Origin of the sequence: Sphingomonas sp. LY54 (assembly GCF_035594035.1) — a bacterium.
GTDB lineage: Bacteria > Pseudomonadota > Alphaproteobacteria > Sphingomonadales > Sphingomonadaceae > Allosphingosinicella.
On sequence record NZ_CP141588.1, the window covers coordinates 3,057,681 to 3,081,297 of the forward strand.

Here is a 23,617-nt window from a genome sequence, read left to right on the forward strand (position 1 = left end):
CGGCCAAGGCGCGCCGTCAAGTTTCGTCGGTCGGCAGCTGCGTGGCCGTGCCCAGCCCCTCACGGACGTAGAGCCGCTTGACCATGACGAGCAGCACGACGGTGAGCGGCGCGGCAAGCAGAATTCCGGCAAGGCCGAATATCAGGCCACCGGCGACAAGCGCGAACAGCAGCAGCGCAGGCGGAAGGTCGACCGCTTTCTGCTGCAGCATCGGGGTGATGAGGCTTCCTTCCAGCTGCTGGATGACGAGATAGAGACCCGCCGTCCACAGCGCGAGCTGCGGCGACTGGGTGAAGGCGATCAGGATACCGGGGATCGCGGCCAGGATCGGGCCGAGCGTGGGCACGAAATCCAGCAGGGCCGCGATGAGCCCGAGCGTCAGGGCGGCGGGAACGCCCAGCATCCATAAACCAAAGCCGGTCAGAACGCCGACGATCAGCATCGCGATAAGCTGTCCGATCAGCCATCGCCCGAGCGCCACGCCGCTGTCGTCCAGGGCATCGGCGACTTTGTGGCGGCTGCGTTCGGGCACGAGCTTCAGCAGGCCCCGGCGATAAAGAGACGGCTGCGCTGCCAGGTAGATGCCGGCGACCAGCACCAGAAGCGTATCGGCGATCCCGCTGCCCACCGAGACCGCAAGCCCACCAATCCGTGCGGCAATTCCCTGACCTTCCCCGCCACTCAATATCCGTTCCAGGCCGAGCGGTTCCAGCCGTTCGCGCAGCGTGCGGAGGGCCTCCGGAAGCTCGGTCCTGATCGTCGCTGCCTGGCGGGCGATCTCCCCGCCGAACAGCCATAAAGCGGTAAGCACAGTTCCGATCACGAGCAGCACCGCGCACAGCAATGCCGCCCATCGCGGGAGATGAATCCAGTGCTGCAAGGGCCGGGCGATAAGGCTGAAGACGAGGCCGACGACCACTCCTCCGAAGACGAGGATCACCAGCTCGCGCATCGTCCACAGGAGGAACAGCAGGCTGAGCAGGCCGAGGAAGATCAGGACGCGCCCGGTATATTGTCCGACAGTGAGGTGGGGGTTGCGCTCGGTCATGCCAGTCTCCCCTTGCGTCTCGCCGCCCCAATCAACGGTTCCGGCTGTGCGGCGCGTGCGACATCCTAGCTCAAGCCGGTGTATCTGAAGAACTCGTCGGCAGACATGCCCTCGAGCTGCTTGATCTCCCCGGCTTCGATATAGCCGACGGCAGCGGCGTAGGCGTCCCATTCGGACCTGAGCTCGTCGAACTTCTCGGGTTCCGCGCTGGCGAGGTTGGTCATCTCGCGCGGATCGTCGCGCAGGTTGAACAGGTGCCAGTCATTCTCGCCATAAGGCGGGGCCATGAAGATCAGCTTCCAGTCGCCTTTAATGATCGCGCGACACTCGACCATCTCGAAACCGAGGGCATCCAGCGGGCCCCTGACGGGCGCCAGGCTTTCGCCGGAAAGATAGGGCTTCCAGGACTTGCCGTAGATGGGCGCCAACGCCTGGCCCTGGCGTTCGTCCGGCCGCTCGATCCCGATGAAGTCGAGGATGGTCGGGAGCACATCGGTCGCATGCAGCAGTTGCGACGTGTCTATGCCCCGCTTGACGATGCCCGGCCCGGCAACGATCAGCGGGACTTGCGTGCCGCCCTCGTAGGTCGTCGTCTTGAAATAGGAGAAAGGCGTGTTGGCGACCTCGGCCCAAGCGCCGCCGATCGAGACGAAGGATCCCTTCCTGCCCATATTCTCCAGGCTGTTGTCATATTTCTTCTCGATCAGCTCGGGCGTGTTCGGCGCGTAGAAAGAGGGCTCCTTGGGATTGGCGCCGTTGTCGGACATGAAGATGACGATGGTATCGTCATATTGGCCCTGCTCCTTCAGCAAGGCGAACACCCGCCCGATATTGTGATCGGCATTCTCGATCATCGCCGCGTAGATCTCCATCTTCCACGCCTGCTCGGCTCTCTCCTGCTCGTCGAGTTCGTCCCACGCGGGGAAGAGGCCGCTGCCCGGATTGTCCGCCAAGGCCTCCGGGATCAGCCCCATCTCCTGCATGCGCGAGAGCCGGCGCCGGCGGATAGCGTCGTAGCCCGAGTCATAGGCGCCGCGACAAACATCGAGCCACTGGTCGGGCACCTGCAGGGGATCGTGGGGAGCGGTGAAGGCGAGATAGGCGAAGAAAGGGGCGTCATCCCCTTGCCCGGCCAGATAGGAGATCATCTTGTCCGCATAATAGTCCGACGAATAGAAATCGTCGGGGAGATCGTCCGTAACGTCCTTCCCGTCTTCGTCGTAGCGGGTGTGCGGGACTTCATTGGCACTCAGCGCACGATGGTCGTTGAAGTGGCTGGCGCCGCCGCCGAGGAAGGAGAAGACCCGCTCGAAGCCGCGATCTTCGGGACGATATCCGTCGATGGCGCCCAAATGCCACTTGCCGGCCATATAGGTGCGGTAGCCCTCGCCTTTCAGCACTTCGGCGATCGTCATCACGCGATGGTTGAGCGGGCCTTCATAGCCCGGCTGCATATATTGATTGGTCGAATGCATCGGCGGCATCGTGCCGAGGCCGTTCTGGTGATTGTCCACGCCGCTGAGCAGCATCGATCGGGTCGGCGCGCACAGCGAGGAAACGTGGAAGTTGCGGAGCCTGACGCCCTCGTCTGCCAGCGCCGCCAACACCGGCGTCCGGATCTCGCCGCCGAACGGCTGGCAATCCGAATAACCCATGTCATCGACGACGATCAGCAGGACGTTGGGCCGTTTAGCCTCTGGTGCGGTTGCGCTCACGCTCGCCTCCTGTCGCTGGCAGTCAGAGGCGAACGAGGTGCCCGACACTCAGGTTCCCGATGAACGCGGCGCATGAGACAACAAGCGCCGGATCGAGGGAACGCTCGAACCGCGTGAGGGTTGATGAAGCCGCGAGTACGCTTGGGGTCGAGTTCCGGCCGCCGACGCGGTCCGACATTCGACATTGTTCTCCACCTTCCTCCAAGGAGGCAATCTATGTCCGAATTGATCGTCGTCGGGTTCGACTCTCCTGAAGATGCCGACCGCGTGCTCACGCAACTGGCGCGGCTGAAACGCGAATATCTGATCGATCTGGAGGACGCCGTGGTCGCGATCCGGGACGCTGGCGGCGAGGTCCGCATCAAGCAGTCGGTCAGCATGACGGGTCAGGGCGCCAGCTACGGAGCCTTGTCCGGGGCCCTGTGGGGCACGCTGGTCGGTCTCCTGTTCCTCAATCCGCTGGCCGGCCTCGCGGTGGGCGGCGCGTTGGGGGCGGGTACCGGGGCTCTGTCGGGCAGCCTCATCGACTATGGCATCAACGACGATTTCATTCGCGAGATCGGCGCCACGCTCCAGCCCGATGCGTCGGCACTCTTCCTGCTGGTCCGCAAGGCGCAGCCGGAGAAGGTTCTCGCCGAGCTGGAGGGCTTCAACGGCCGCATCATCCGCTCCTCCCTCTCGCCGGAGCAGGAGGCGAAGCTTCAGGCCGCGCTGATCCGGGAGCAGCAGGGCAGGAACGAAGTGTCGCAGGCAGAGCCGGCGCGGTCGGAGATGGTCTGAGCGCTGGCGGAGCGCGGGATCGGGTTGACGCCGGCGCCGCCAGCGCGAGCCCCCGGAACGCTGTCCACGCCGTTGACCAGGCCGGCCCCCAGGTCTTTGACCAGCGGGCACTACCTTAACCGGGGTGGCAGCCAGAGCGGCGCGGCTCTTGCGTTGTCGCCCTTCAAGACCTTGGCGATGGCGATCAGCAAAGCAATGGCGATCGTGTTGACGAGGGTGATGAGGACGAACACGGTGGGATCGGTGAAGCTGCTGACCGCGATCAGCATGGCCGCAGCGGTGTTGCGCTGGGCGGTCGCAAGGCCGCCAATATCCTCCAGAGCGTCGTTGCCCCAGCCGGCGAGATAGCCGAGCCCGAACGCGGCCAGGACGAACAGCAGCCCAAGGATAAGCGCGCCGGAGCGTATGATCGCGGGCATCTCGGGCAGATAGCCGACGATGGTCGAAACCAGCACCACGTTGAGAGCGATATTGGCTATCCAGGCCACCCAGGGCTGCAGGCGGCGATTGAGGCCGGGAAGCAGCGACGCGACGAGCGCGCCGATAATCATCGGCAGCAACAACTGGCGTGCCAGCGTCCACGCCATGGCGCCGCCGTCGACCGACAGCGCCGGCACCAGCAGGGGAAGGGCGAGCGGCACGACGACGATCGTGGCAAGCACCAGCAGCACCATCGTCGCCGCCCCCAATGCCAGGTCGTGCTCGGACACCGCCGTCAATTTGATGAGGAAGGGCGCGCCGGCGCACAGCGAGAATACCGCGAGACCCGCCATATATTCGACGGGGAGCGGCCAGATCTTGAGCAGGATCCACATGACCGCGGGCGCCGCGATGAAGTTGGCGACGAGCATTTTCAAGCAGAAGGGCCAGTCGCGCCAATATTGCACGATCCGCTTCGGCTCTTGCGTCATCCCCACATTGGCCATGGTGCAGAATATGAAAATCGGCAGCACCACCCGGCTGAGACCGATCATGAAGTCGAACATTCCATTCTCCTCCAGTTCGACATTGCTCGGTCGCCATTAGAACCTTACCCTTTGTCACTGTCCTCTTCGTCGTCCACCCTGATCGTATATTCCGTCGTGAACGGCCGGCTGAGGCCAAGGACCAGCACCAGCGCCAGGGCCAACAGGCCGGCAAGCCAGAGGAACCCGAAGCCGCAGACGAGCCCGATGGCGCCCGATGCCCAGATCGAGGCGGCCGAGCCGGCTCCGAAGACCGTATGCTCTTCCCTGAACAACGCGCCGGCTCCGATGAAGCCGATGCCGGTCATGACGCCGCTCACGACCTTGGCCGGGTCGATGGAGAGCTGCGGGTCATCCGCCCGGAAAGCATATTCGGAAATGCCCAGCGTGAGCGTGCATGAGGCCAGCGCGATGATGACGAACGGCCTGAAATCGACCGGCTTCTTGCGCAGGAAACGCTCCATCCCCAACAGGAACGACAGCAGCAGGGCGGCGCCCATCCTGGCCAGAACATCTGCCCAGGTGACGTGCACCGGTCCGAACGTGCCGATTTCCATCAAGGCCCAACGCCGTTGGACGGCCGGGGTTGCCGGAGAGCGCTGCATTACTCGAGCAGCATGATCTACATTGCGCGGTGCGGATCCCCGCGGAACGATGACAAGCGCCTCGTTGGTCGCAATCTTATTCCAGGTGGCGACATGTCGCCATAGCGGCTGCGCCTGGTTAGCCGGGGCGCCGCACAAAGGCCAAACATCTCGCAGTTTCGGCAAAGGGAGAGTCCGCCGAGAGCGATCGCTACCATGTGGCTTGTTTTTAGCGTGCGCTAGAAAAAGTCAGCTAAACGATGGCTTGAGAATGGTGACCCCTACGGGACTCGAACCCGTGTTTTCGCCGTGAGAGGGCGACGTCCTAGACCGCTAGACGAAGGGGCCAGCGCGTGGCCGCGTCGGCTGGCGGTCGCATATGGGGAGGCGGCGGCGCTGTCAAGGAAGGTCGGCCCGAATCTTGGGGACCGCGACGGCATCGGGCCGCGGGGCCGGCCGGCGGGCGAGCCAGTCCTCCAGGATGGCGGCGATGCGTTCGGACGCGCGACCGTCGCCGAAGGCCAGGCTCGGCCGGGCCATGCGCGCATAAGCGTGCGGATCGGCCGCGAGAGCGCGGACCGCGGCGACGATGCGCGCGCTGTCGGTGCCGACCAAAACGATATTGTCGGGCGCTTCGGTGCGTTCGGTCGAATCGCGCAGCACCAGCACCGGCCGGCCGAGCGCGGCGCCTTCCTCCTGGAGGCCGCCGCTGTCGGTGAGGATCAGCCACGAGCGCAGCATCAGCGCGACCATCTCCTCATAGGTCAGCGGGTCGAGCAGGGTGATGCCGGCGCTGCCGGCGAGCAGCCGCTCGATCGGCCCGCGCACCTGCGGGTTCGAGTGGAGCGCGAACAGGATGTCGATCGGCAGGGTTGCCGCCAGGCGCTGCAGCGCCTTTGCCACCTCACGCAGCCGCGGGCCTCGATTTTCGCGCCTGTGACAGGTCACGAGAATCGTCGGGCGTGATCCGACAGATACGGGCAGGGCCGTGTCGCGCACGCGGAACAGCGCGTCGATGCCGGTATTGCCGGTGACGTGGATTACGCCCGGCGCGTGCTCGGCGCGGAGATTGGCGGCGGCGGTCGCGGTCGGCGCGAACAGCACGTCGGCGAGCGCGTCGATGGCGATGCGGTGATCCTCCTCGGGCCAGGGCTGCTGGAGGTCGCCGGAGCGCAGGCCGGCCTCGACGTGGGCTAGCGGCACGCCGCAATCGCAGGCGGCGAAGGCGCCGGCGGCGGCGCTCGACGTGTCGCCATGGACCAGGACCATGGCGGGCCGTTCGCGCGCCAGCCAGCCGCACAACCGGTCGCGGATCGCCTCGCGTATCTCGCCGGCGCTGAGCCAGGCGGGATCGACGCCGAGGTCCTCGACCGCGCAGGCCGGGACAAAGGAAAAATGGCCGGCGAGACCGGCATGCTGCCCTGTCAGCAACACCCGCTGGCGGCACCAGGGGCATTGGGCGAGCGCCCGCACCACAGGCGCCATCTTGATCGCTTCGGGACGCGTCCCGACGATGGAAACAATCGTGGCGGCCTCAGTCGCCACCGGGGACGCCGAGCAAGGCGGCGGCGCGCGTAAGCTCGGATTGAACGGCGGGGTTGCCGCGGAAGGCGGCGCGCGCCGAGGCGAGCGCGGCGCGGGCAGCCTCGGGCTCGCCCAGCACCATCCGGGCGCGCATCAGCCGGATCCAGCCGGCGCTGTCATCGGGATTGGCGGCGAGCCGCGCGGCGAGCCCCTCGACCATGCCGCGCGCCATCGCGTCCTGCTCGGCCGGCGGGATCGCGGCGGCGGCGGCCAGTTGCTGCGGCGTGGGGCCGGGAATGGCCGCGGTCGCGACCGGCGCCCGGGCCGCCGGCATGCGGCCGGCGAGATCGATCCGCTCGCGTGCCGCAGTCTGCTGGATGGTGCGGCGCAGATCCGCTTCCCACGGCGCGCTGGCCGGCGTGTCGCGCAGCAGGGCGATCCAGTCGGCGATCGCCGCATCGTGCGCGCCGCCAAGGTCCTTCTGCACCGCGGTGAAATAGCGCGCGCGGGGGTCCTTCGGGTCGATCTTCAGCGCGCGGGCGAACGCCGCCGCGGCGTCGGGCGAGACCCGGGTGGTGGCGGACTGCAGCGCTTCGCCCAGCGACGACCAGTTTTCGGCATTGCCCGGCTCGAGCTCGGCGGCGCGGCGATAGGCCGCGGCCGAGCGCATCAGGTCGCCGGTCTCGAAATGCGACCAGCCCAGCATCCGCCAGCCTTCCGCGTCATCGGGGTCGGCGCGGAGCCGGGCTTCCAGCCGCGCGATCATCTCGCCGACCTGCGGCGCCGGCTGATCGGGCGCGGCGGTGCCATGGACGGCGGCAACCGGGGCTGGCGCCTCGCCCGAGCGGTAGAAAGCGATGCCGGCCGACGCGAGCGCGAGGGCGCCCGCCGCAGTCAAGGCGATCGTTGCGGGTGAAAAACGGTTCCGTAGCGATTGTGTGGCCATAGTCGACGATCATCCGTGCAAAATAATGTCCGTCAAGTCTGGCATAGTCTATTCCGCGCGCTACAGTATCGCGATAGGGATTTGCCCCGGGGGTGCATGCCGCATCGGAGTGAAAACGGATGACGGCGCGCGTTCGTATCGCGATCGTCGGGTCGGGACCTGCCGGCCTCAGTGCCGCGGCCCGCGCCGCGCAGCTCGGCATCAGTCATGTCCTGCTCGAGAAGTCGGATCATCTTTCCGACACCATCTTCAAATATCAGAAGGGCAAGCATGTGATGGCCACGCCGAGCCAGCTCGTGCTGCGCTCGGACATGGGTTTCGGCGCGGGGACGCGCGAGTCGGTGCTGGCGCGCTGGGACGAGCAGGCGCGGTCGCAGGGCATCAACGTCCTGCTGCGGGCCGATGTCACCGCGATCGAAGGGGAGGCGGGGGATTTCACGCTCACCACCGCCCATGGCGATGTGATCCGCGCCGAGGATGTCGTCCTCGCCATCGGCACCCAGGGCAATCCCAACCGCATGGCTTGCGAGGGCGCGGACCTGCCCCACGTCCAGTACCAGCTCGACGATCCAGGCGAATATGTCGACGAGCATATCGTCGTGGTCGGTTCGGGCGATGCGGGGATCGAGAATGCCCTCGGCCTTGCCGCCGACCCCGAGCAGGGCAATGCCGTCACCATCCTCAACCGGGGCGCCGAGTTCGTCCGCGCCAAGGGCGCGAACGTGAAGGCGCTGACCGCGGCGCAGGAGGACGGCCGGGTCACTCCGCTGACGGAAAGCGTGCCGGCGAAGGTCGAGCCGGGCTGGATGACCGTCGACACGCGCGACGGCGTGCAGCGGATCCGCTGCGACCGGGTCATCGCGCGCATGGGCTCGGCGGCGCCGCGCCGTTTCGTCGAGGGAATCGGGATCGCGTTCAGCGGCGAGGACCGCGAAGCCTTGCCCGTCCTCAGCCCCCATTTCGAGAGCAGCAAGCCGGGCATCTACGTGATCGGCGCTCTCGCCGGCTATCCGCTGATCAAGCATTGCATGAACCAGGGCTATGATGTCGTCGAATATATCGCCGGCAACCGCAGCCTGAAGCCGGCCGACGAGCCGATCCTGGAGGCGAAGTTCGCCGACCTCCCGGGCGGCCGCAGCGTCGACGAGTGGCTCGAACATCTGCGCGCCAACGTCGCCATTTTGAACGACCTGTCGCCGCTGCAGATGCGCGAGTTCATGCTCGACAGCCGCGTCGCTTTCTATGGCGAGGGCGCGCTCGTGTTTCGGCGCAACGAGCCCGGTTCTTCCCTGTTCGGAGTCGTGGAAGGTTCGGTGGCGGTGCAGGTGAGCCCGCACGATAGTTCCGCGACCGTGCCCATCGCCGCCGGGTCGATCTTCGGCGAGGTCGGCCTGATCTCCGGCCGTCCGCGCGGCGCCACCGTTTGCGCTGCCGAGGATTCGATCCTGGTCGAGGTGCCGCGCAACGCCGCGCTCAAGCTGATGGCGTCGGTGCCGGCAGCGACGCGCGCCGTGACCCGCATCTCGACCGAACGTCAGTTGCTCCAGATATTCGGTTCCGGGCTCGCGCCGGCCGACCTCGCCGAGCTGCTGGAAACGGCCGAGCTCCGCCAGGTCCGCGCCGGCGAGGCGATCATCAGCGAGGGGGAGGAGGGCTATGACGTCTTCGTCATCCGCCAGGGCTCCATGGTGGTCGAGAAGAGTGTCGGCGGCCGCCCGGTCTTCCTCTCTTATCTTCCGGCCGGCTCCTATGTCGGCGAGATGGCGTTGATCGACGGTGGCCGGCGCACGGCGACCGTGCGGGCGGCGATCAAGTCCGAAGTGATCCGGCTCGACGGCGACGCCTTCCGCCGGCTGCTCGCGCGCAAGCCCGAACTTATGGCCAAGACGCGGCAGGACATGGCCGCGCGCCAGGCGTTGAACAGGTTCGTGGAGGCCAGCAAGGACGGCTTCGGCACCGTCGTCGATCTTTATTCCTCGGTCGCGTCCTTCCTGGTCGAGAACGGGATCGGCGAAGCCACCGACGTGCTGCTAATCGACGAGAATCTATGCATCGGCTGCGACAATTGCGAGCGCGCCTGCGCCGACAGCCACGAGGGTCTGTCGCGGCTCGACCGCGAGGCCGGCAAGACCTTCGCCCATCTCCACGTGCCGACCTCGTGCCGGCATTGCGAGCATCCGCATTGCATGGCCGATTGTCCCCCCAACGCGATCCATCGCGGGCCGGACGGCGAGGTGTTCATCGACGAGACCTGCATCGGTTGCGGCAATTGCCAGCGCAACTGCCCCTATGGCGTGATCCGGATGGACAAGGTGCCGCCACGCAAGCCGCCCTTGCTCGCCTGGCTGCTCGCCGGCCTGGGGCCAGGGCCCGGGGAGCCGCCGAGGGAATGGACCGAGCACCGCGCCTCGCCCGAGACGCCGAAGAAGGCGATCAAATGCGACATGTGCACGGGCATAGCCGGCGGGCCGGCCTGCGTGCGCGCCTGCCCGACGGGCGCCGCGATCCGGGTCGCGCCCGAGCAATTCCTGACCGTGGCGAGGCTCGGCGGATGAACGGGCGGCACGCGCGGATGGCGCCCTGATGCCCGGCGGGGGGATCGCACGGACCGACCTCCATGCGGAGACGGGGCATCAGGGCTTCCTCCGCCATGCGCGGATGCGCTGGCTCAAGGTCGCGATCGGTCTGTCGCTGGTGAGCTTCGTCGCTTATGCCTTTGCCGATGCCCAGCCGCGCCCGAACGGCGGCAGCTGGATCGGTTACACATTGGGCACGATCGGCGCGCTGCTGATCCTGTGGCTGGCGGCGCTCGGCATCCGCAAGCGCGTGATGACGCCCGGGCGCTGGTCGCTCAAGGCGTGGACCTCGGCCCATGTCTATCTCGGACTGGCGCTGGTGGTGATCGCGACCTTGCACAGCGGCTTCCAGCTCGGCTGGAACGTCCACAGCCTGGCCTATGCGCTGATGCTGATCGTAGTCGGCTCGGGCATATACGGCATCTCCGTTTATGCCACGCTGCCGCGCCAGCTTAGCGACAACCGGTCCGAAATGACGAAGTCGCAGATGATCGACGCGGTGGACAAGCTTGACCAGCAGCTCGAGGCGGTGGCCCAGCCGCTCGATCACGAGCATACCGGCATCGTGCTGCGCTCGACCGGGGACGACCCGTTTCGCGGCGGCCTCTACCGGCGGCTGACCGGCCGCTACCCGCGCTGCCGCACCGCCGCGGCCCTGCGCGAGCTCAGGGCCCGGATGGCGCTGGCCGAGGGCGGGGAGGACCAGGCGCTGGCTGCGGTGGTGCGCCTGCTCGACCGCAAGCTGGCGGCGCTCAATCGGATCCGGCGCCATCTGAAGATCAAGGCGCGGCTCGAAGTGTGGCTCTACGTCCATGTGCCGATAACCTTTGCGCTGATCGCCGCGCTCGCCGCCCATATCGTCAGCGTGTTCTTCTACTGGTGAGCGGCGCGATGGCCTTCCTTCTCCGCCTGGTCTCGCGCAGCGCCGCGGGTCGAGAGATCGTCCGCACGTCGCGGATCGAGACCGACCGGCTCGACATCGGCCGCGATCCGGCCAGCCATGTCCGCCTGTCGGACCTCGCGGCGGCCTTGCACCACGCGACGATCGAGCGGACGAGCCCGGGCCAACTCAGCGTCACCGCCGGGGAAGGGCTCTATGTGGAGCTCGACGGCCGCAAGAAAGTCCGCAGCGGAACGATCGAACTGCCTGCCGGCGGCGACATCCGCATCGGGAGCCACTTGCTGCGCGTGATGCCCGCGGCGATCGGCGCCGAAGAAGTGGCGATCGTGATGGAGAAGGTGCCCGTCGGCGAAGCGGACCGCCGCCCGGATGCCGACCGGCTCTTCTCGCTGTCCGCCGTGATGCCAGGCAAGCGCAAGACGGCGTGGATCGGTGCGCTCGCCGTGCTGGCGCTGTTCCTCGCCTGGCCGGTCTGGTCTTACTACCAGCAGCGGCAGGACCGCGAGGCGGCGCGCTTCCATGCGGACTCGATGTGGACGCCCGGCGCGCTCTCGACCGCGCACGCAGGCCTCGAAAAGGACTGCCAAGCCTGCCACGTCAAGCCGTTCGAGGCGGTGCGCGACGACAGCTGCACGGCCTGCCACACCCAGGTCCACGATCATGCCGAGCCGTTCCGGCTGGCGCGGGCCCAGCCCGATCTCGGCACCCGCGGGCGGGTCGAGCTCGCCTTCAAGGAAACGTTCGGCATCCCGCCGGGACGCTGCGTCGAATGCCATGTCGAGCATGAAGGCGCGCAGAAGATGCCGGTGACGGCGCAGCGTTTCTGCAGCGACTGCCATGCCGACCTCAAGGCCAAGCTGCCCGACACCAAGCTGCCCGACGCCGGCGACTTCGGCACCGCGCATCCCCAGTTCCGCCCGGCGGTGCTAACCGACTGGCGCGGCGACCGGCCGGTGATCCGGCGCGTCTCGCTGGACGCCGAGCCGCGCGAGGATAGCGGGCTCAAATTCCCGCACGCGATGCATCTTTCCACCACCAACGGCGTCGCCCAGATGGCGCGGCGACTGGGCCGGGATTACGGCTTCGGCCAGGCGCTCGATTGCAAGGATTGTCACGATCCGACGCCCGACGGGGTGCGCTTCCAGCCGGTGACGATGGAGGAAGATTGCGCGATGTGTCACAGCCTCGCGTTCGACCGCGTCGACGGGACCGTGCGCACGCTCCGGCATGGCGCGCCGGGCCAGGTCGTCGCCGACCTGCGCGATTTCTACCGGGCGCGAGCGCCCAGCCCGCCGGCGACGCTCGGCGGCATGTCGCGGCGGAGGCCGGGCGACGTTCCGCAGGCGCAGGCGCGCGGGCGCTTTGCTTCGGGCACGATCGCGCCGGGCCGTGCGGAGCGGGCGATAAGGGCGGTCTTCTCGCCGGGCGGCGCCTGCTTCGATTGCCATGGCGTCGATGCGCCGCCGCGCGGCTCGCTCGCCTTCGGCATCCGGCCCGTCGCCTTCCCGCTACGCTACATGCACAAGGGCTGGTTCGACCATAAGGCGCACGAGACCCAGAGCTGCTCGAGTTGCCACGCCGCGGGACGCTCGAACAGCGCGACGGATCTGTTGCTGCCGGACCTCAAGAGCTGCCGGACCTGCCATGGCGGCGAAAGCTCCGCAACGGAGGTGCCGTCCGGGTGCGCAATGTGTCATGACTATCACATGGATGAGGGGGCGCCCGCGATGCTGGTCCGGCAGAGAGTCCGCGGCAAGAAGAAGGACACGAATGTGGCGAGCATCGGGGCACGGAATTGAGCATGCTGATCGCGCAGATCACCGACCTCCATCTCGGTTTCGAGCCCGACAATCCCGCCGAGTTCAACCGCAAGCGGCTCGACCAGACGCTGCACGCCTTGTGCGAGATGCGCCCGCGGCCGGATCTCTTGCTCGCGACCGGCGACCTTGCCGACGCGGGCGACGACGACGTGTCCTACCAGAGGCTGAGCGACGCGCTCGCGGCCTGTCCGTTCCCGGTCTTCTACGCGATGGGCAATCACGACGCGCGCGATGCCTTCCTCCGCTATTTCCCGGACGTGCCGACCGTCGATGGCTTCATCCAATATGCGATCGAGGATTTCCCGCTGCGTATCCTCGTCCTCGATACGCTCGAGGACGGGCGCCACGGCGGCAGTTTCTGCGCGATCCGCGCCGAATGGCTGCGGGCGCGGCTGGCCGAGCAGCCGGACCGTCCGACCCTGCTGGTGCTCCATCACCCGCCGGTCGATTCCGGGCTGAGCTGGATGAACGAGGATCCGGATGCCGAATGGGTGCGGCGCCTGCACGGCGTCGTCTCGCAGCATCGCAACATCGTCGCGATGGTCACCGGCCACCTGCACCGGCCGGTGACGACGCAATGGGGCGGAACGACGTTGATGGTCTGTCCCTCGACGGCGCCGCAGGTCGCGCTCGATCTCGACACGATCGATCCCGACCGGCCGGACGGAAGGCCGATGATCGTTGCCGACCCGCCCGGCTACGCGCTGCATCTGTGGAACGGCACCTCGCTGATGTCGCACTACAACACCGCGGAGGAGCATACTGTCCTCGCCCGCTACGAGCCTGCCTTGCAACCCCTGGTGCAGATGCTGGCGGCCGAGAAGAACGGCGCCTGATCCCCGGCGTCAGGGGACCCAGTCAGCGAAGGTGCCGGTGTCGCGCACCTTCCAGGGCAGGCCGCGGCGGGTGAGGAACAACCGCTCCATTTCCGCGCGGTTGAACGGACGCGAGCCGAGCCGCCCGAACACGGCGATCTGGCCGCCGCTCTCGTCGACGCCGCGGTCGCGGTCGAGGCCCTTGCTGAGGGCCAGCGCCGGCTTCGGCGTCTTCGCCCAGGCGATCAGCTCGGGCCGGGGGGCGGGCGAGAAACCGTAGAAATTGGGCTGGCTGTCGGGCGAGGTGAGCTGGACCACCTTGAGGCCGTTGCGCCCGTCGGCGACGTAGGCGAACAAAGAGGCGTTGGTGGAGGCGACGATCACGTCCTCGGCATCGTTCAGCGCGCCGTCCAGCGTCACGCGCTGCGCGATCCGCGGCGCTTCGGGATTCTTGACGTCGAGGATGACGAGCCCGTCGCGTTTGGCGGCGACATAGGCATAGGTGCGGGCGAGGTAGATACGGCGGACATCGGCGAGCGGCACGGTCGCCTGCGGCACGGCGCGCGGCGCATCGAGGCGCGTGACGTCGAACAGTTTCACGCCCTCGCCATCGGTGACCCACAGATAGCGGAATTGCAGCGCCGACGCGCGGGCGGCGCGCAGCGGCAGCGTCGTCACGTGGCGCGGCCTGGGCGGATCGTCGAGATCGACCACGACCAGCCCGGCGTCGGCCGCAATGTACGCATAGCGGCCGGCCAGCGTGACGTGGCGGGCGCCGGCGAGCACCCCGTTCTCGTTCCAGGTGACGGCGCGCTTCAGGAAATTGTTGCGCGGCTCGCCGTCGGCGAAGGTGTCGACGTCGACGAGGATCAGGCCCTCCTCGGCATCGGTCACCACGGCGTAGCCGTAGAGGGGGTGCAGCGCCTGTTCCTGGTTCTCCGGCATGGCGGCGCGGATCGCGGCGTTGCGCTGCAGGCTGATCGGCTGGTTGGTCGCGAGCGCCATGCAAGTCGCGTTGCGCGTGGAGACGTGGGCGTCGTGGCCGAGGGGAGAGAAGGGGGCGGTGACAATCCGGTCGGAAACGCCCTTGTTGCCGACGCTGGCGATGTCATAGACGCGGAAGCCGCCGCGCCCTTCGGCAACGAACATATATTCGCCGCGCAATTGCAGGCAGCGCGCCGGTCCGCCCGTGTCCTGGACGATGTTGGCGAACTGCTCGAGCGCCTGCGTCTCGCCGCTGAGCTTGCGGTCGAACGCCTTGCCGCGCGTCCAGTTGAGCAGCTCGCGCTTGTTGCGGTCGACGTGCAGCCGCCAATAATCCGGATAGGCGAAACGGTGGAGGTAGGAGCCGATCACGGCCTGCGGCTCGTCCCATTCGGTGACGCGCGTCGCCTGGAAGCCGTCCTCCATGCCGACGAAGGCGTGGAGGCCGACGAAGTTCACGAAATTGGTCCCCTGCAGCAGGAGCTGGGCCATGATCGCGTTATTGTCGTTGGTTTCGGAGAGGTGGCAGTCGCTGCATTGCTTGGTCTCGGTCCGCCGCACGGTGTGCGGGAAATGCGGCGCGAAGGCCTGGGACGAGAAACCGGCGGCGCTGATCGGCGGCTGCTGGACGTAGATGCGCTCGCGATTGATGTTGGTCGACGACAGGATCAGCGCCGAAGTCGAGCGGATCGGCGCGATGATGTTGCCCTTGGTGGTCTGGTGGCGGCCGAGCTGGAACATGTCCTCGCGCGCCACCTGCGGGTTGTAGGTGGCGAAGTTGCGCGTCTCCATCCCCTCATATTTGTGGCTGGTCGTCTTCCAGTTCGCCTCGACGGGCAGGTGGCATCCCGCGCAGGAGGTGGTCCAGCTCAAATGGCAGGTGAAGCAGGCCATCTCGTCGGGCTTGTGGGCGAGGTCCTGCTCCGCCACGCCCGGCCCGAACGCGAACTGGCCGGTCTCGGCGCCGGCCTTCGCCATCAGCTTGGCGCGTGCCGATTTCATGTTGAAGCGCGGGTGGGTGCGGTCGACGCTGTCCTTGACCAGGCTCACCTCCCATTCGAGCGCCGGATCGACGATCGAGCGCTGGACGAGAACGCGGCGGCCGTCGTCGGCGACCATCCACTCGAAGCGGCGGCGGCCGTCCTCGTTGCGGAGCAAAGCGAGGTTGGTGCCCTTGGGCGGCGCGGCGGGGCCCGAGGTCAGCAAATTGGGATAGTCTTTGGCGGTGCCGTGGCAGTCCTTGCAGCCGATCTCGACCGCATTGGCGACCTCGCCGTAGAGGAAACCGGTGCCGTGGCTGTCGCGCGAGAAATGGCAGTCGGCGCATTGCATGCCCTTCTCGGCATGGATGTCCATCAGGTGGACCGCCTTTCCCTTCTGCTCGCCGGGCGGGACGAATTGCGGCGCGCCGGCCTTGGCGAACTTCTCGGGGTCATCGGGCAAGACGATGGCGCCGTCGGCGTCGAGCAGATTGCCGTCGCGGTCGCGCTTGTAGACCGCGCGGAAATTCCAGCCATGGCCGTGATAGTCGGCGAACTGGGTATGCTTCGCCTGCGGGTTCACGTCGTCATGGACCCGGCGCAGGAACTCCACGTCCGACCATTTGCCGCGCGGCGCGGCGCCCTCCGGGTTGCGGTCGAGCGTTTCCAGCACCTCTTTGGCGGGGGGGTATTTCTGCCGGTCCGGCCACATCAAGGGCGCGTCGGCCTCATAATCCCACATCGTGTAGCCGAGGAAGGAGTTCAGGAAGACGTTGGGCTGGTGCATGTGGCAGTTCATGCACTGCGCGGTGCTGATCGCGCGGGTGAAGACGTGGCCGATCGGGTGCCCGCTTTCTTTTCTTAGCTGATCCCCGGCTTTCGCCGGGGAACTGCCAGGCGCACCGTCCTTCAGAGCGCCGTGGTCGAGCTTCCTCGCGATCGTGGGATCGGCGGTCGCGGTCTGGCCGTCGCGGCCGAACCGGGCGTAGGTGAGGCTGTGGCGCGGCTCGCGGTCATTGGCATAGACGACGTGGCAGCCAGCGCAGCCCGACTGGCGATAGTCGCCCGGCTGGTCGTTGGTCCCCATGAACCACATGAACGGATCGTTGAGGCGCGTCTTGTGGATGTTGAGGATCGGGATCGAGACGCGCAGCCCGGTGCCGGGGCCGCGATTGGACTGGCGGATGTCGGGACGGCCGCTCTCCTCCAGCCGCTGGATCGATCCGGACGGGGAGGGGAGGCCGATCTCCGGGAACTGGGTGCCGATCGTGCGGCCGCCGCGCTCGAAGACGCGGAAGACGTCGCCCGGCGGAACGACATGCCATTGCGGCAGCGGGTAGAGCGCGCCGAGCACGCCGCGCGCCGCCTGCTCGGCGTACGGGCTCCCGTCGGGCTGCATCAACGGCGAGACGATCTTCGCGGGCTCGCCTTCGCGCGTATAGGCCTCGCCGAAGATATAATTCTTCATCGGAGCGATGCCGTTATTGTAGGCCGCGCCGCCGAAAAACATCGCGCCGGTCGCCATCAGCGAGCGTTCGGCCGCCTCGATCACCTCGATATGGCAGGCGCCGCAAGCATCACGGGCGACGCGATAGTCGGACGGATTGACGAAGCGGACGAATTCCGGCGCCTCGACATTGAGCAAGGTGTAGCTGCGCTTGGGGTTTGCGCTCGACGGCCAGTGCCACGCCTTGGGGTAGAGCGGCAGGACATGGGCCCGGTCGCGCGCGGCTACGTAAGCGGGCGCCTGGTGGTCGGAAACGTCCTGGGCGAAGACGGACGGGTTGCCGCCGTGGCAGTCGGCGCAGCCCAGCACCACCGCGGGCGACTTGTGCATCGTCCGCGCTTCGCTTGCGGTGTGGCAGCTGACGCAGCCGGCGCTTTTCGCGTCGGCCTGGTCCCATTCCTGCGTGCGCGGCGCGGGCGCGGCCCGGACGAGGCTGTAATCGCGCGCGACCGGCGTCTCGCCCTCGGAGGCGACCAAGGGGGTTGTTACCGCCAACGCGAGGAGCACGGCGCCCGCTCCCAGCTTACCGGCGAAAGCCGGTATCCCGCGCGTGGCCGCTGGACCCCGGCTTTCGCCGGGGAACAGCGTGGCCGGCACGGAGGGGCGGCGGCTACCCATCAGAAGGTCAGGATCGCGTTCAAGAGCACGGAATAATAAGCGTCGTGCCGGTCGTCATTGGCGAACAATTGCCGGAAGCCCTTGCCGGGTACCAGGACGGCGGCGGAGCCGCGGAAGACGATATTCTGCGTCATCTTCGGCCGCCAGATCGCCGCCACCGACAGATCGAAGCCGATCTCCTTCGCGATGCCGCCCTGGTTGCGCAGATTTTCCAGAACCGCGGTCTTGGCGAACCAGAGATGGTTGGCATTGGCGGTGACGCGGATCTCCGGCGTTACATCGGCATCGGCGCCGGCGCCGACCAGCATCGTGCCGGGATTGTTGAAATTGGACTGGCCCTGCTCCTTCGAGGAACGAAGCGCGTTGAGAATGCCGTTACGGCCGTTGACCGAGACGACGCGTCCGCCGCCCGCGAACGGGATGGTCTGGCGGATCCAGTAGCTGGTGTCGGCCCCGGCGAAGATCGGATTCTCGAAGATGGCGTCGAAGCCCGTTTCCTTGTCGTCATAAGGATTGCCGTCGCCGCTCGCGTAGAGGAAGGCGCCGCGGACGCGCAGCCAATCGACGTCGTAGCTCGGCTCGGCGGCGAAGAACCAGGCGCGGATGTCGGCTTTTTCGCCGGTGAAGATGCTGGCGCGGTCGCTCCCGAACGCGCCGTACGCCTGCGCCGAGAGGTTGATGCGGCCGATCCGCCCGTCGGCCGCATAGCCGATATAGGCGAGGTCGTAATTGCGTGTTTTCAGGTTGCCGATGAGCGCGGGCCGGACCGGAAAACCATTGGTGTCGACCTCGATCTCGCCGCGCTCACGGTTGGCGTTCCAGGTGAGGCTCGCCTGGCTGGTGAGGCCGACGAAGGGGAAATCCTGGCGGTAGAGGTTGGCCGTCACCACCCAGTCGTCGCGCGGCCGCTGCGTGACGTCGTTGAGGCCGCTGTTCGTGTCCTTCTCCAGCCGCCAGAAGGCGGCGAGATTATATTGGAAGCGGTTGTTGTCGCGGTTGCCGAACAGGCGCACGCCCAATTGCTGGTCATTGAACAGGAAGCCGCGGAAATCGGCCTGGAACGGCTGGATGCCGACGCGCACGGAATCGAAATCGTAGCGGTCCGAGACGTTGCGGATATGATAGTCGACGAACGCTTCCTGCACGCCGAGGAAGTGGTCGAGGCGGTCGGTTCCCGCGGACGGGCGCACCGACAGGATGCGCCGCTCGGACACGTCGACATAATTGACATTGTAGGCGAGCGTCAGCCGGTACTCGACGTCGGGCGGCTTGTAGGCGGTCGAGCCCTTGAGCAGGGCGACGCTGGCGATGAAGGTCTGGGCGAAGACCAGGCTATCATTCTCGCCGAACACGTCGTTGCTGTCGGGATCGTCGGTGGTCTGGACGCCGACCGGGATCGGAAAGGTGCGCGGCTCGACCACCGTGTCCGAGACGGCGTTGGCGACGAAGAACCAGTCCTGGCCCTTAAGGCCGAGGAAGCGCGGCGTCCGGCATTTGGGTAGGCCTTCGCGTGCTCGGCGCGCCTGCTCCTCCGCGGTCGGGATGCAGAGCGGGCGGTCTCCCTTCAGCGTGTTCTGGTTGTACGGGTCCCACCAGCGCTCCCTGGCGATGCCCAAAGTCTCGACCAGCCGCCAGCGGTCGGGGACCGGGATCTGGTCGGTGGGAAAGGCTTCGGGCGGGGGCGAGCGGACCGCGCCGACATTGGTCTGGCTGACCGCGTCGGGCAGCTCATGCTGCGGCACGCCTGGACGGCGCCGGCCTTCCAGCAGCGGATCGTCGGCCGTGATATCCTCGATCACCGGCGGCTCGGGCGGAGGCGGCGCGGGCTGCTGCATCGCCATCAGGGCGGCCACGGGCAGGAAGGGAAGGGCGAGGGCCACCACTTCGGCTATTTGCCTTGGCAGACATTCTGGTCGCTGCTGCCGAGGAACGGCGCGAACGGGCAGTTCACCCAGCGCAGCCGGACCGTGCGATTGTCGACCGGGACTTCGATCCGATCCGAGCGGACGTCGGGCGCGGCGTTGCCGATCGAGCCGATCCGAACCCCGGCATTATGGACGCCGAGGAAGCTGATCATGTCGTCCTGGTCGATGCCGTCGCCCGAAACGCCGATCGCGCCGACCAATTGCGTGCCGCGATAGACCGGCACCGCGCCCGGGAATATCTGGATGCCGTTCTGGAGCGGGTTCTGGCCCGCCGCCACGTCGGGCGTGAACGTGCAGCGCGGCGGCGTATCGGCGCCGGCGCCGAGCAGGAAGCCGGCATGATCGCGGATATTCTGCTCGACCAGCGCCGATTGCAGGCCGGTCGAGAAAGGATTGAACTCGGCGATCGCGCGCGAGAACGGGCCGGGCGGGCGGCCGAGCTCGCCGTCGGGGAAATAGGGCCGCGAGACATTGCCGACGGCGCGCGCCGAGAAGGCATATTTGCCGGTGAGGGCGGCCTGATCGGCGAAGAAGGTGCGGGCGGCGCCGACGAACATGCGCACGTCGGCATCGGGATTGCTCTGCAGGAAGGCGCCGGCGCGCGCGCTCGAGAAGAAGGCCGCCGTGCGGGCCTTCTGCAGCGACACGTCGATGCCGAAGACCGGGGCGTCGGGCGACCGGACGATGCCCAGCACCGCGCCATGGGTGTCGACCGCCGCGATCGACACCTGCGCGCGGCTGTCGAGCGGGCGGCGGATCTGCGCCCGGGCTGCGCTCATGATCTTGAACGCCTCCTCGAGCAGGGCGGTGACCTCGGCCTGGCTGAGCGGCTGCGCGACGCTGCCGGCATCGGTGCCGCCGCGCAGCGGGAAGCGGTTGCCGCCGGCCCCGTTGCTGAGCACGAAGGCGTCGCGGTTGGAGAATTCGGCGGGCGCGGCGGGGCGGATGCCGGACGCGTCGCTGCCATAGACGCGGCCGGCAAGGACGCCGCCCGAACTGTCGTAATAGCCGCGGACCGACGTCAGGACGCCGGCCGTGCCGTTGATCGCCGCGAAGGTCGGTGCCGAGGCCGGATTGCTGGCAAGATCGCCGGGCTCGGCGTCGGAGAAGCGCAAAGTCGTTCCGTCGACCGGAATGCGATCGGCGCGGATCGCGTCGGGCGCGGCGAAGCCGGTGCTGCCGGCGAGGGCGACGATCTCCTCGGCGTCGCGATCATCGTCCTGCGTCTCGGGATCGAAGCCGTAGATCCCGTCGGCCATGATCCCGACGCCGCCGACGAGTACGCCGTTCTTGTAGAGCGGAAATCCCCCCGGATCGGCCGCTAGGCCGAGCGGCGATCGCTTGGGGCCGATGAAGGCGGCCGGCCCGGCTGTGCCGGCGAAGCGCGCGGCGAGATCGGAGCAGGGGAGCTGGCTGAACTGCACGCCGAACAGCGGGCCGCTCTCGAGGCCGCGCGCGACCGCCGATGGCGGGAAATGCTCCTGCACGATCATCGAGGCGGTGCGGGTTGAAAAGGCGTTGCCGCCCGAGGAGAGATAGGCGCCGGTGATCGCCTTGGCGATCGCGCCCGCGGCGGCCGCGGGGACATCGATCCCCTGCAGATCGTGGGTGCTGCCATTGGGCCCGCGCGGCACGGCGAGGCGCTGGTTGGCGTTGGTCATCGCGAAGATGGCGAGGACGTTGCCGACCCGGTCGACGACGGCGATCGTGGCGGGGAGCGTGCGCGCGGAAGCTTCCGCCACTGCCTGGGCGATGACGCGTCCCACATCGGCCTCGCTCAGCGCCTCGGCGGCCGGCACGGCGTAGAGATTGGCCGGCGTCGGCGCGGGCGGCGGCGTGACCGGATCCTGCGTGCCGCCTCCGCCGCCGCCGCCGCCCCCGCCGCCGCATGAGGCGAGGAGCAAGGAGACGATTGCGATAGTAGGGGTAAGGCGCATTAGCGGAGCTTTCCTATCGCGGCGGCGGCGCGGCCGAGGCTGGCCCGGAATTCGCGGGGTCGGTAAGCATTGGGGTCGCGCACGGCCTGGTAGGCGCTGTTGATGTCGGCGCGGATGGTTTCGGCGCTGGCGGTCTGGACGTCGCCGGCATTGACGAGCGCCGAGAGCAAGGTGTCGGTCGCCATCACGGCCTGCACGCTGCCGGCATAATCGGTGAAGCGCTCGGACACGGCGTTGCTGGTGATCGCGTCGATGATCGCGAAGGTCTGGTCGCGGCCCATCGGCGCGCCGGCAAAGGCGCTGGCGAGCGCACGCGCGCTTTCGCGCAGGGCGGCGGCGGCGGCGATGGCGGAGGCGCGGTCCTTGGCGATCGTATTGTGGAAGGCGCGGCTGTCGCGGTCGAAGCGCGCCGCCTGAGCGGGCACGACCACGCGCGCGGCGGCCGAGAGCATGATCATGTTCTCGTCGTTGAACGCTGGCATGCCCTGCGGGATCGGCCGTCCGGGATTGGCGAGGGCGGTCGGCTCGAAGCGCGGATCGTCCGAGATCGGGCGGTGGCAGGTGTGGCAGTCGAAGAAATAGAATTCGGGGAAGAGGCCGTCGCTGCCGCGCGCGCCCGCGAACAGGGTCAGCGCACGGTCCAGCGCCATCGCCTGGCCGATCGCCCACATCTGGACGTTGCTCGTGCGGCGCTTGCGGCTTGCATAGTCGCCGTCCTCGTCATGATGCTGCTGCAGCGTCGAGAAGAGGTCGAGCTCGAAGCTGATGCGCGGGTGGCCGGCCGCCATGATGCGGTGATTGACGAACTGGCCGGCGTCGCTGCTGCCGAAATGGCAGTCGAGGCAGACCGAAGCGCGCGCCTTGGGGTTGTCGAGCGGGACCATGCCGCGGGCGACGTTGGCGGCGTGGCTGGCGCCGACCGCATAATGGCTCGCCAGCCAGGCCGAGGCGGCGCCGTGGCAGCCCTCGCAGCCGACGCCGTCCGAAGTCTGGAAGCGCGGGCCGCGCGCGCCGGCGGCGGCCGGCGTCGCATGGCAGCCGAGGCACATCGGCGCGCTGGTCGCCTCGCCGATGCCGAGCCGCTGGGCGATGGCGCGCGAGCGCGGTTCGGCGAGCACCCGCCAAGCGCGGCTGTGGGCGCCGCTCGGGCTCGCCTCGTCCTGCCAGATCATGAGCTCGTCCTGCCGGACGATCTTGCCGTCGGCCTCGGAGCGGCCGTGGCAGGTCGTGCCGCCGCAGCTCGCCACGCCGACCAGGGAGCCGCCACGCTGGGCCTGGGCGGTCGCGGTCGCCGGCCCGGGCCGCAGCACGAACGCCATCGCCAGCGCACAAAGCAAAGCCGTCGCCAGAAACATGATCGCGCTGTTGCGAGTGCGCCCCATCACTCCCCCTGAAGTTCCGCCGCCAAGTCATGGCAGCGACTGGAGCTTCCGCCCGACTATGTTCAAGTTGCCGGGGTCATTCAAGCAAGATGATCGCCAGAGATCATCCTGTCGGGACGCAATAGCGCCTGCTTCCTATACAGGCTCACGACAGCGACGACGGTAAGGCGGGTCGGGACGCGCGAGGCCGGGATTGTGCGAGGTGGTCCGGCAATTTCGCAAGAACGATCAGGGCCTTGGCGCTTCGACTCGGGTAAGTGTGTCAGTGGGATGTGACACTTGCTGTGGAGAGACGAAATGACTGGATCGCACTATCTCGCGACGGGCCTCGCAGCCTTGATGCTGATCGCCGCAGCGCCGGCCGACGCCAAGACGGACACCTCCGCGGGCCCGCCTGACATGACGCCGAATGCCTCCGAGCGAATGGAGACCCAGGGCGGCGCGACCACGGCGCGCCAGCCGCTGATCTGCAAGCGCTGGGCGAATACCGGCTCGCGCATTGCCAAGCAAAAGGCCTGCCATACCGCCGAGGAGTGGAAGAGGATCGAGGACGGCGACTATTGATCGGGCCGGGCCCTGAACACGAAGTTGCCGGCCCCGCTTGCGCGGA

16 protein-coding genes and 1 tRNA gene are annotated in these 23,617 nt (G+C 67.8%); 6 read left to right on the forward strand and 11 right to left on the reverse strand.

The window, feature by feature from the left end; genetic code table 11:
* Window positions 1-16: 16 nt before the first annotated feature.
* A complete protein-coding gene (locus SH591_RS15185) occupies window positions 17-1,048 on the reverse strand; it encodes an AI-2E family transporter (RefSeq protein WP_324749813.1) in 1,032 nt (343 codons plus the stop codon).
* Window positions 1,049-1,113: 65 nt separating this feature from the next.
* On the reverse strand, window positions 1,114-2,763 hold the full coding sequence (locus SH591_RS15190; RefSeq protein WP_324749814.1) for an arylsulfatase: 1,650 nt from the start codon (window positions 2,761-2,763) through the stop codon (window positions 1,114-1,116).
* Between the two features lie 216 nt (window positions 2,764-2,979).
* On the opposite strand from SH591_RS15190, the gene SH591_RS15195 reads away from it, so the two are divergent.
* Window positions 2,980-3,543 (forward strand): DUF1269 domain-containing protein, encoded by a 564-nt coding sequence (locus SH591_RS15195; protein WP_324749815.1) that lies wholly within the window; start codon window positions 2,980-2,982, stop codon window positions 3,541-3,543.
* Between the two features lie 110 nt (window positions 3,544-3,653).
* On the opposite strand, the gene SH591_RS15200 is transcribed toward SH591_RS15195, so the two are convergent.
* The 5 genes from SH591_RS15200 to SH591_RS15220 all read right to left on the reverse strand — a co-directional run bounded on the left by SH591_RS15200 (window position 3,654) and on the right by SH591_RS15220 (window position 7,514).
* On the reverse strand, window positions 3,654-4,529 hold the full coding sequence (locus SH591_RS15200) for a bile acid:sodium symporter family protein (protein ID WP_324749816.1): 876 nt from the start codon (window positions 4,527-4,529) through the stop codon (window positions 3,654-3,656).
* A gap of 44 nt (window positions 4,530-4,573) precedes the next feature.
* Window positions 4,574-5,065, reverse strand: coding sequence for an MgtC/SapB family protein (locus SH591_RS15205; protein WP_324751402.1), 492 nt, complete (start codon window positions 5,063-5,065; stop codon window positions 4,574-4,576).
* Window positions 5,066-5,364: 299 nt separating this feature from the next.
* Window positions 5,365-5,440 (reverse strand) — tRNA-Glu (locus SH591_RS15210).
* Window positions 5,441-5,491: 51 nt separating this feature from the next.
* Window positions 5,492-6,637, reverse strand: coding sequence for a non-hydrolyzing UDP-N-acetylglucosamine 2-epimerase (gene wecB / locus SH591_RS15215; RefSeq protein WP_324749817.1), 1,146 nt, complete (start codon window positions 6,635-6,637; stop codon window positions 5,492-5,494).
* Window positions 6,627-7,514 (reverse strand): tetratricopeptide repeat protein, encoded by an 888-nt coding sequence (locus SH591_RS15220; RefSeq protein ID WP_324749818.1) that lies wholly within the window; start codon window positions 7,512-7,514, stop codon window positions 6,627-6,629. Before SH591_RS15220 ends, wecB begins: the two co-directional genes overlap by 11 nt.
* A gap of 167 nt (window positions 7,515-7,681) precedes the next feature.
* On the opposite strand from SH591_RS15220, the gene SH591_RS15225 reads away from it, so the two are divergent.
* The 4 genes from SH591_RS15225 to SH591_RS15240 are packed head-to-tail and all read left to right on the forward strand — an operon-like array spanning window position 7,682 to window position 13,695.
* Window positions 7,682-10,117, forward strand: a complete 2,436-nt coding sequence (locus SH591_RS15225; protein WP_324749819.1) for a cyclic nucleotide-binding domain-containing protein — start codon at window positions 7,682-7,684, stop codon at window positions 10,115-10,117.
* Between the two features lie 28 nt (window positions 10,118-10,145).
* A complete protein-coding gene (locus tag SH591_RS15230) occupies window positions 10,146-11,021 on the forward strand; it encodes a hypothetical protein (RefSeq protein WP_324749820.1) in 876 nt (291 codons plus the stop codon).
* Window positions 11,018-12,838, forward strand: a complete 1,821-nt coding sequence (locus SH591_RS15235; RefSeq protein ID WP_324749821.1) for a cytochrome c3 family protein — start codon at window positions 11,018-11,020, stop codon at window positions 12,836-12,838. The genes SH591_RS15230 and SH591_RS15235 overlap by 4 nt, the downstream gene beginning before the upstream one ends.
* 2 nt (window positions 12,839-12,840) lie before the next feature.
* Window positions 12,841-13,695, forward strand: a complete 855-nt coding sequence (locus SH591_RS15240; RefSeq protein ID WP_324749822.1) for a phosphodiesterase — start codon at window positions 12,841-12,843, stop codon at window positions 13,693-13,695.
* A gap of 9 nt (window positions 13,696-13,704) precedes the next feature.
* Here SH591_RS15240 and SH591_RS15245 read toward each other — a convergent pair whose 3' ends face one another.
* The 4 genes from SH591_RS15245 to SH591_RS15260 form a co-directional block, all read right to left on the reverse strand.
* Entirely contained in the window at window positions 13,705-17,667 is a 3,963-nt protein-coding gene (locus tag SH591_RS15245; RefSeq protein ID WP_324751403.1) for an LVIVD repeat-containing protein, read from the reverse strand.
* Window positions 17,668-17,762: 95 nt separating this feature from the next.
* Entirely contained in the window at window positions 17,763-19,604 is a 1,842-nt protein-coding gene (locus SH591_RS15250; protein WP_416385245.1) for a hypothetical protein, read from the reverse strand.
* A gap of 47 nt (window positions 19,605-19,651) precedes the next feature.
* Window positions 19,652-21,625 carry a heme-binding protein gene (locus SH591_RS15255; RefSeq protein ID WP_324749823.1) on the reverse strand — a complete coding sequence of 658 codons (1,974 nt, stop codon included), beginning with the start codon at window positions 21,623-21,625 and terminating at the stop codon, window positions 19,652-19,654.
* Complete coding sequence (locus SH591_RS15260; protein WP_324749824.1) at window positions 21,625-23,007, reverse strand: multiheme c-type cytochrome; 1,383 nt, start codon at window positions 23,005-23,007, stop codon at window positions 21,625-21,627. The genes SH591_RS15255 and SH591_RS15260 overlap by 1 nt, the downstream gene beginning before the upstream one ends.
* A 297-nt stretch (window positions 23,008-23,304) precedes the next feature.
* Here SH591_RS15260 and SH591_RS15265 point away from each other — a divergent pair, with 297 nt between their 5' ends.
* A complete protein-coding gene (locus tag SH591_RS15265) occupies window positions 23,305-23,571 on the forward strand; it encodes a hypothetical protein (RefSeq protein WP_324749825.1) in 267 nt (88 codons plus the stop codon).
* Window positions 23,572-23,617: the final 46 nt, after the last annotated feature.